This is a genomic window from Oerskovia sp. NPDC060287, from assembly GCF_042726775.1.
Taxonomy (GTDB): Bacteria; Actinomycetota; Actinomycetes; order Actinomycetales; family Cellulomonadaceae; genus Oerskovia; species Oerskovia merdavium.
In genome coordinates this window covers 1-8,795 of record NZ_JBHXBO010000174.1, presented here as the reverse complement: position 1 = coordinate 8,795, position 8,795 = coordinate 1, and the positions used below count along the sequence as shown (strand labels likewise).

At 71.9% G+C, this 8,795-nt stretch carries 8 protein-coding genes; 7 read left to right on the top strand and 1 reads right to left on the bottom strand.

The features are described from left to right. Positions 1-262 precede the first annotated feature (262 nt). The 6 genes from ACFWFR_RS14400 to ACFWFR_RS14375 all read left to right on the top strand — a co-directional run bounded on the left by ACFWFR_RS14400 (position 263) and on the right by ACFWFR_RS14375 (position 5,562). On the top strand, positions 263-892 hold the full coding sequence (locus tag ACFWFR_RS14400) for an SRPBCC family protein (protein WP_191803512.1): 630 nt from the start codon (positions 263-265) through the stop codon (positions 890-892). Continuing rightward, on the top strand, positions 889-1,557 hold the full coding sequence (locus tag ACFWFR_RS14395; RefSeq protein ID WP_377623404.1) for a DUF4166 domain-containing protein: 669 nt from the start codon (positions 889-891) through the stop codon (positions 1,555-1,557). The genes ACFWFR_RS14400 and ACFWFR_RS14395 overlap by 4 nt, the downstream gene beginning before the upstream one ends. Positions 1,558-1,638: 81 nt before the next feature. Beyond that, positions 1,639-1,935, top strand: a complete 297-nt coding sequence (gene gatC / locus ACFWFR_RS14390) for an Asp-tRNA(Asn)/Glu-tRNA(Gln) amidotransferase subunit GatC (protein WP_030152198.1) — start codon at positions 1,639-1,641, stop codon at positions 1,933-1,935. Continuing rightward, positions 1,935-3,452, top strand: coding sequence for an Asp-tRNA(Asn)/Glu-tRNA(Gln) amidotransferase subunit GatA (gatA, locus tag ACFWFR_RS14385; RefSeq protein WP_191803508.1), 1,518 nt, complete (start codon positions 1,935-1,937; stop codon positions 3,450-3,452). The genes gatC and gatA overlap by 1 nt, the downstream gene beginning before the upstream one ends. Continuing rightward, positions 3,449-4,957 carry an Asp-tRNA(Asn)/Glu-tRNA(Gln) amidotransferase subunit GatB gene (gene gatB, locus ACFWFR_RS14380; protein ID WP_191803506.1) on the top strand — a complete coding sequence of 503 codons (1,509 nt, stop codon included), beginning with the start codon at positions 3,449-3,451 and terminating at the stop codon, positions 4,955-4,957. The genes gatA and gatB overlap by 4 nt, the downstream gene beginning before the upstream one ends. A 32-nt stretch (positions 4,958-4,989) precedes the next feature. Beyond that, entirely contained in the window at positions 4,990-5,562 is a 573-nt protein-coding gene (locus ACFWFR_RS14375; protein WP_377617338.1) for a GNAT family N-acetyltransferase, read from the top strand. 78 nt (positions 5,563-5,640) lie between these two features. Here ACFWFR_RS14375 and ACFWFR_RS14370 read toward each other — a convergent pair whose 3' ends face one another. Beyond that, a complete protein-coding gene (locus ACFWFR_RS14370; RefSeq protein ID WP_377623403.1) occupies positions 5,641-7,029 on the bottom strand; it encodes a cryptochrome/photolyase family protein in 1,389 nt (462 codons plus the stop codon). 86 nt (positions 7,030-7,115) lie between these two features. Between ACFWFR_RS14370 and ACFWFR_RS14365 the strand changes: the two genes are divergently transcribed. Then, the gene (locus tag ACFWFR_RS14365; RefSeq protein ID WP_377623402.1) at positions 7,116-8,678 is read left to right on the top strand and encodes a peptide MFS transporter; all 1,563 of its coding nucleotides are present in this window, start codon (positions 7,116-7,118) and stop codon (positions 8,676-8,678) included. Positions 8,679-8,795: the final 117 nt, after the last annotated feature.

The following is an 8,795-nucleotide window of genomic DNA, read 5'->3' as shown; positions in this document are numbered from 1 at the left end:
TACTGCCCTGGAGACGGGGTGGGAGAGTAGGTCGCCGCCGGACAACCATTCACCAAAGGCCCACCCCACACGGGGTGGGCCTTTGGCATACCCCCAAACAACCGGCCCGCCAGGCCAGCACCACACCACCACCACACGGCCGGCCCACCAGAACCCAGCCCCGGAGCACCCCGTGCCCGGGGCACTTCCATGCCCTGACGACCACGGCGACCGTCCCGCGGGGCGGCGCGTTCGGGGGCGTCCGCCCCGCTAGCCTGACGAGATGGGAGCGCGAGGGATCTACGTCGAGGTGACGATCTCGGCTCCGCTCGACGTCGTCTGGTCCCTCACGCAGGACCCCGAGCAGCACGTGCGTTGGGACGTGCGGTTCTCCCGGATCGTCCCGACCGAGCCGACCGGAACCGGGGCTACCCGGTTCACGTACACACGCCGCCTGCCGCTCCGCACGGTCGCCGGCGACGGCGTGAGCATCGGCGACACCAGCGGGCGGGAGGGCTCCCGCACCTCGGCCCTGCGGTTCGCGACGTCGGACCCCTTGTCACCGATCCGTTCCGGCCGCGGCTACTGGCGCTACGTGCCGGCCGGGGACGGCGTCCGCTTCGTCACGGGTTACGACTACGTCCCCGGCTGGGGGCGGCTCCTGGACCGTGTCGCACGACCCGCTCTGGGCTGGGCCACGGCGTGGAGCTTCGATCGCCTGCGCATCTGGGCAGAGCGCGACGAGCCGCCCGAGCGCTGGCCGCTGCGCAGCGTCCTGTGGCTCTGGCGGCCCGAGCGACCGCGCGCAGGGCGCTGCCGCCGTGCTCCGGCTCGTGGCCGGCGCCGGGACGACCACCTGCGCGACGCACCAGCGACGCTCGCGTCCCTCCCCGCACCGAGGAGCGCACCATGACGTCGATCTTCCAGAAGGCCATGGGCCCCGACTTCGCGCGGCTGCACCCCATGCTGCAGCGCCGGTTCTCGGTCGGGCTCGACAGCGGCGAGGCGTGCACCGGTCGCGGCGTGATGTCCGAGGTCCGTCGTGGACCGTGGTGGACCGTACCCTTCCTCCAGCTCGGCCGGCTCCGCAACATCCTCGTGCCCGACACGGGCACAGACGTGCCGTTCACGATCGAGAACTACCCGTACCTGGACCCGCTCGGGCGGGAGACGGTGACGTTCGTCCGGGAGTACGAGATCCGGGGCAGGCGACGACGGTTCGACGCCACGATGGTCCTGGTGGGTGACCAGGTCGTCGACTACCTCGGCACCCACCAGCACCTGGCCGTCGACCTCGACCTCCGTGCGGACGAGCGCGGTGGCCTGGTGCTGACGTCCGACGCCCAACGGTTTCACGAGGGGCCGGTCGGGTTCCGGTTCCCCCTGCTGCTGAGCGGTCGCGCGCACCTCCACGAGTGGTATGACGAGGCCGACGCGGTGTTCCGGGTCGACCTCGAGGTCACCAACGAACGGCTCGGGTTCCTCTTCGGGTACCGCGGCTCGTTCACGTGCGGGTGGACCCCCGCGCGCGACGCGCCCGACCGCCTCAAGCCCCGTCGGCACGAGCAGCGGACCTGACGCCCCCGCCCACGTGGTGCGACCGCCACGGTGCGCCGGACGCCCCCGTGACCGCCGTCGTCGGGCACTAGACTGACGACCATGTCCACCATCTCCCGTGATGAGGTCGCGCGCGTCGCCGTGCTGGCCCGCATCGACCTCCGGCCCGAGGAGCTCGACCGCCTCGCCGGCGAGCTCGACGTCATCGTCGATGCGATCGCCCAGGTGAGCGAGGTCGCCACTCCTGACGTCCCCGCCACGAGCCACCCGCTCCCGCTGACCAACGTCTTCCGAGACGACGTCCCCGTGCCGCCGCTGCCCGTCGAGGACGTCCTCGCCGCAGCACCGGCCAGCGAAGACGGACGCTTCAGCGTCCCGCAGATCCTCGGGGAGGAATGATGACGAACGACCTGACGCGGCTGAGTGCCGCGGACCTCGCCGCGCACCTGGTCTCCGGCGAGGTGAGCAGCGTCGAGGCGACGCAGGCGCACCTCGACCGCATCGGTGACGTCGACACCGCGGTCCACGCGTTCCTGCACGTGAGCACCGAGGACGCCCTCGCGACGGCCCGCGACATCGACTCGCGCCGCGCCGCAGGCGAGGACCTGCACCCCCTCGCGGGCGTGCCCATCGCGGTGAAGGACGTCGTCGTCACCAAGGGCCTGCCCACGACGGCCGGCTCCAAGATCCTCGAGGGCTGGATCCCTCCCTACGACGCGACGCTCGTCGAGCGCATCCGCGCCGCGGGCCTGCCGATCCTCGGCAAGACCAACATGGACGAGTTCGCCATGGGCTCCTCGACGGAGCACTCGGCGTACGGCAACACCCACAACCCGTGGGACCTCGACCGCATCCCCGGCGGCTCGGGCGGTGGCTCGGCCGCGGCCGTCGCCGCCTACGAGGCGCCCCTCGCGATCGGCACCGACACGGGCGGCTCGATCCGTCAGCCCGGCGCCGTGACCGGCACGGTCGGCGTCAAGCCCACCTACGGCGGCGTGTCCCGCTACGGCCTCATCGCCATGGCGTCCTCGCTCGACCAGGCAGGCCCCGTCACGCGGACCGTCCTCGACTCGGCGCTCCTGCACGAGCTCATCGGCGGCCACGACCCCCGCGACTCGACCTCGATCAACGAGGACCTGCCGCTGCTCGTCGACGCGGCCCGCCAGGGTGCGATCGGCGACCTGCGCGGCCTGCGCGTCGGCGTGGTCTCCGAGCTCTCGGGCGAGGGCTACCAGGAGGGCGTGAGCGCACGCTTCGCGGAGTCGCTCGACCTGCTGCGCTCGCTCGGCGCCGAGATCATCGAGGTCTCGTGCCCGCACTTCAAGTACGCGCTCGGCGCCTACTACCTGATCATGCCGAGCGAGGCGTCCAGCAACCTCGCCAAGTTCGACGGCATGCGCTTCGGCCTGCGCGTCGAGCCGGAGGACGGTCCCGTCACGGCCGAGCGCGTCATGTCCGCGACCCGCGGCCAGGGCTTCGGCGACGAGGTCAAGCGCCGCATCATCCTCGGCACGTACGCACTGTCGGCGGGCTACTACGACGCCTACTACGGCAGCGCGCAGAAGGTCCGCACGCTCATCCAGCGCGACTTCGACGCGGCGTTCGCCCAGGCCGACGTCCTGGTCTCCCCGACGGCCCCCACCACGGCGTTCAAGTTCGGCGAGAAGCTCGACGACCCGCTCGCGATGTACCTCAACGACGTCGCGACGATCCCCGCGAACCTCGCGGGCGTCCCGGGCATGTCGCTGCCGAACGGTCTCTCGGACGACGGCCTGCCCGTCGGCTTCCAGATCCTCGCGCCGGCCAAGGCCGACGACCGTCTGTACCGCGTGGGCGCCGCTCTCGAGGCCGCCCTGGAGAACACGTGGGGCGGGCCGCTGCTGGCCAAGGCCCCGGAGCTGGAGGTCGCGCGATGAGCGCACACGCAACCGTGGACCTGGTCGACTACGACGAGGCCGTCCGCCGCTACGACCCGGTCATCGGCATCGAGGTGCACGTCGAGCTCGGCACCAAGACCAAGATGTTCTGCGCGGCCGAGGTCGAGTTCGGCGGCGAGCCCAACACGCAGGTGACCCCGGTGAGCCTCGGGCTGCCCGGCGCGCTGCCCGTGGTCAACGGCAAGGCCGTCGAGTACGCGATCAAGATCGGGCTCGCGCTCAACTGCCAGATCGCCGAGTCCTGCCGCTTCGCCCGGAAGAACTACTTCTACCCGGACGTGCCCAAGAACTTCCAGACGTCGCAGTACGACGAGCCCATCGCGTTCGACGGCTACCTGGACGTCGAGCTCGAGGACGGCACGATCTTCCGCGTCGACATCGAGCGTGCGCACATGGAGGAGGACGCGGGCAAGAACACCCACGTCGGCGGGGCGACCGGGCGCATCCACGGTGCCGAGTACTCGCTCGTCGACTACAACCGTGCGGGCATCCCGCTCGTGGAGATCGTCACGCGCCCCATCACGGGTGCGGGGGAGCGCGCCCCGGAGGTCGCTCGCGCGTACGTCCAGACGCTGCGCGACATCTTCCGTGCGCTCGACGTGTCCGAGGCACGCATGGAGCGCGGCAACGTCCGCGCCGACGTGAACCTCTCCCTGCGCGCGACCCCCGAGTCGCCGCTCGGCACGCGGACCGAGACCAAGAACGTGAACTCGTTCCGCTCGATCGAGCGCGCGGTCCGCTACGAGGTCTCGCGTCAGGCCGCCGTCCTCGACGAGGGCGGCACGGTCATCCAGGAGACGCGTCACTGGCACGAGGACACCTCGGTCACGACGGCCGGTCGCGTGAAGTCCGACGCCGAGGACTACCGCTACTTCCCGGAGCCGGACCTGGTGCCCGTCGCACCGAGCCGTGACTGGGTCGAGCAGATCCGCGCCACGCTGCCCGAGCTCCCCGTCGCGCGCCGCAACCGCCTCCAGGGCGAGTGGGGCTACGCGGATGCCGAGATGCGGGACGTCGTTAACGCGGGCGCTCTCGACCTCATCGAGGCGACCGTCGCGGCCGGTGCGAGCCCCGCGGCCGCACGCAAGTGGTGGATGGGTGAGCTCGCCCGCTACGCCAAGACGAGCGACACCGAGATCGCCGAGATCGCGGTCACGCCCGCGCAGATCGCCCAGCTCCAGGCGCTCGTCGACTCGGGCCGGATCAACGACAAGCTGGCTCGTCAGGTCCTCGAGGGCGTCCTCGCGGGCGAGGGCGACCCGGAGGCCGTGGTGGTCGCACGCGGGCTCGAGGTCGTCTCGGACGACGGCGCGCTCCTCGAGGCGATCGACGCCGCCCTCGCGGCCCAGCCCGACATCGTCGAGAAGGTTCGCTCGGGCAACATGGGGCCCATCGGTGCGATCATCGGAGCGGTCATGAAGGCCACCAAGGGCCAGGCCGACGCCGGGCGCGTCCGCGAGCTGGTCATCGAGCGGATCGGTTGATCCGTGCCCCGAAGCACCACGGAGGTGGTCGCGTGACACGCGGACCCGAGCTCTACGGCGAGATGATGCGGCTGCGACCCATCGAGGCTCGCGACGCCGAGCGCATGTGGGAGTCCGTGCAGGACCCGGAGTCCAACCGGCTCACGGGGACCACGGCCGAGTTCACGCGCGAGCAGATCGACGAGTGGGCTGCCACGATCAGCGACCGCGAGGGCCGCTACGACTGGGCCATCACCTCGCCGGCCAAGCGGGACGGCCAGCTCGTGAGCGACGAGATGTTCGGCGAGATCGTGCTCAACGACATCGATGAGCACGCGCTCTCGGCCAACCTTCGCCTGGCCCTGCTCCCCAACTACCGGGGGCGCGGCTACGGTCGCGAGGCGATCTTCGAGGTCCTGCGCTTCGCGTTCGACCACCCCGAGGGTCCGCACCTGCACCGCGTGAGCCTCGACGTGCTCAGCATCAACCCGCGGGCTCGCATGCTCTACGAGTCGCTGGGCTTCCGCGAGGAGGGCCGGCTCCGCGACGCGTTCCGGGACGGCGACGGCTGGGCCGACGCGATCGTCATGAGCATCCTCGAGGACGAGTTCCGCGCGGGGCTCTGAGCACGACCACAACGCCGGGCTGGACACCAGGACGAGCGTGACCTCCGGGTCACGCTCGTCCTGTCGTGTCCGGGGCTGTCAGCGTCGCGCGCGCTCGAAGTCCTCGAGCGACACCTTGCGCTCGACCGCGTGGTCCACGATGCGCTCGGGATACCCGGGAGCACCACCGGGGAGCTTCCACGGCTCGTGCACGGCCTTGCCGGTGATGCCGCGCAGCTCGGGCACCCACTCGCGCACGTAGGCGCCGTCGGGGTCGAACTTCAGGCCCTGCGTGACCGGGTTGAAGATCCGGAAGTACGGCGCGGCGTCGCGCCCGGTCCCCGCGACCCACTGCCAGTTGAGCTGGTTCTGCGACACGTCGCCGTCGACCAGGTGGGCCATGAAGTGCTCGGCCCCGCGCTGCCAGCGCACGTGCAGGTCCTTGACGAGGAACGACGCGACGAGCATCCGGACGCGGTTGTGCATCCACCCGGTGCCGAGGAGCTGGCGCATCCCGGCGTCGACCATCGGGTAGCCCGTGCGGCCCTCGCGCCACGCGCCGAGCAGCGCGTCCTCGGTGGCTCCGCCGGCCCACGCGTCCTCGGGGACCACGGCCCGCAGCGAGCGCCGAGCAGCGCCAGGGTGGTGGAACAGGACGTCGGCGTGGAACTCGCGCCACGCGAGCTCCGAGCGGTAGGTCGCGGCGGACTCCTCGGGCACCGCGCCCGAGCGGACGGCCGACGCGAGGTCCGCGAGCAGCGTCCGCGGGTGGATCTCGCCCCACTTGAGCGCGGGAGACAGGTACGAGGTCCCCGCGAGGTCGGGGCGGTCGCGGTCGGTCGGGTAGTCGGCCAGGCCGTCGGCCAGGAACGCGCGCCAGCGGTCGATCGCCGCCGCTTCGCCTGCGGCCGGCAGCCGCGTCTGGACGTCCGGTGCGTCCGGGAGACCGTCGGACGTGAGCGTGGCCCACGCGACGTCGTCGGGCAGGGGAGCGGGGGCGCGCCAGCCGTGCTCGAGCCACGCCGTCCGGAACGGCGTGAAGACCTGGAAGGGCGTCCCACCACGCGTGCGGACGCGCCCGGGCGCGACCGCGTAGGGCGAACCCGTCCGCTGCAACCGCACGCCGTGCTGGGCGAGCAGCGCCTCGACCTCGTCGTCGCGGCGACGCCCGTAGGGCTCGTAGCTCGCGGCCACGTGCGCGGACCGCGCGCCGACCTCAGCGCAGACCGCGGGCACGACCGTGCGCGGGTCGCCGTGGCGCACCACGAGCCGGCCGCCGGTCGAGGCGTCGAGCTCGTGCAGGCTGCGGGCCAGGTACGCCTGCCGCACGGGTCCGGCCGACGCCCAGAGCGCGGGGTCCAGGACGTAGAGCCCGACGACGTCGCTCCCCGTCGCGCGCGCCTCGCCCTCGGCCTCGCCCAGGGCCGGGTTGTCGGCCAGGCGCAGGTCGCGGCGGAACCACAGGACGGTCGGTGCGGGGGAGGGCATCCGCCCACGCTAGCCGGGGCCAGGCGCTGCGTGCACACGGGCCGCCACCAGTCGCCACGACCACCTGCCGGTGGCAGCATCGATCCATGAGCGGCAACGACGAGCGGCCCGTCCAGCCCGACCTCCCGGACCCCCGGCTCGAGGCCGAGGCAGCCCCTGCCGCCGGCCGGGTCCCGCGCGACCACGCGTTCTTCGGCCACCCGATCGGGCTGATGACCCTGTTCACCACCGAGCTGTGGGAACGGTTCAGCTACTACGGGATGCGCGCGATCCTGCTCTTCTACCTGACGGACTCGATCGCCGACGGCGGCCTGGCCCTCGACGAGGTGACGGGGCTCGCCCTGGTCTCGATCTACGGCACGGGCGTCTACCTGCTGTCGGTCGTCGGCGGCTGGCTCGCGGACCGGGTCATCGGTTCGCGGCGCTCGGTCCTGTACGGCGGGATCGTCATCGCGGCGGGGCACGTCTCGCTGACGATCCCGGGGGCGGGCTTCTCGATGTTCGGCATCGCGCTCGTGGCGCTCGGCACGGGGCTGCTCAAGCCCAACGTGTCCTCGATGGTGGGCGAACTGTACACGCGCGACGACCCGCGCCGCGACTCGGCCTTCTCGATCTTCTACATGGGCATCAACCTCGGCTCGCTCCTGTCGCCGATCATCGTCGGGTTCGTCAACAGGCAGTGGGGGTACCACGCGGGCTTCGCGGTCGCAGCGGTCGGCATGGCGATCGCCCTCGTGTTCTTCGTCGCGGGGCGCAAGTACCTGGGGGGCGCGGGGGACTCGGTGCCCAACCCCCTCACGCGCGAGGAGTACCCGAAGCTCGTCCGGATCGGGCTCTTCATCCTCGCGGGGCTCGTGGTCGCGGCGCTCATCGCCTGGGCCGTGTCGGGGACGTTCGGCATCTCGACGTTCATCGACACGCTGTCCTACGTCGCGTTCGCGGCGCCCATCGCCTACTTCCTGGTGATGTTCCGCTCGCCCAAGGTCACGGCCCCCGAGCGCTCGCGGCTCACGGCGTACATCCCGCTGTTCGTCGCGGCCATGCTGTTCTTCATGATCTTCGAGCAGGCGGCCACGACGCTGTCGAGCTTCGCGAAGAACCGCACCGAGCTCTCGTTCTTCGGCATCGCGATCGAGCCCGCGTTCTTCCAGTCCGTGAACCCGTTCTCGATCGTGGTCCTGGCGCCGGTGTTCGCGTGGATCTGGGTCAAGACCAAGGACCGCCCGCCGACGGCCGTGAAGTTCGCGATGGGCCTGACGCTCGCGGCGCTCTCGTTCGTGTGGCTCTCGGCCGCGTCGGCGATCTTCGCGGACGAGAAGGCCCCGGCCTGGGTCCTGGTCTCGGTGTACGTCATCCAGACGCTCGGCGAGCTGTGCCTGTCCCCGGTGGGGCTGGCCGCGACGACGCTGCTCGCGCCCAAGGCGTTCCGCAGCCAGGCCATGGCGCTGTGGTTCCTGGCCCCCGCGGCGGGGCAGGCGATCACGGCCCAGATCGTCCAGGTCACGCAGGGGGCGTCCGACACCGCGTACTTCGGGGTCGTCGGCGCGATCACCATGGCGTTCGCGCTCGTCCTGTTCGCGCTCGCCCCGTGGGTCACGCGACACATCCGGCACGCGGACGCGCAGGAGGCGGCGGCACCCGCGCACTAGCGGGTGACGGTGCGGGACGGCTGCCCGGCGGGGACGTCCGGGAACTGACGGTGCCGCACGCCCGACGGCGCCACGCGCGCGGGTGCGTCGCTGCACCCGGGCGCGTGGCGCCGTCGG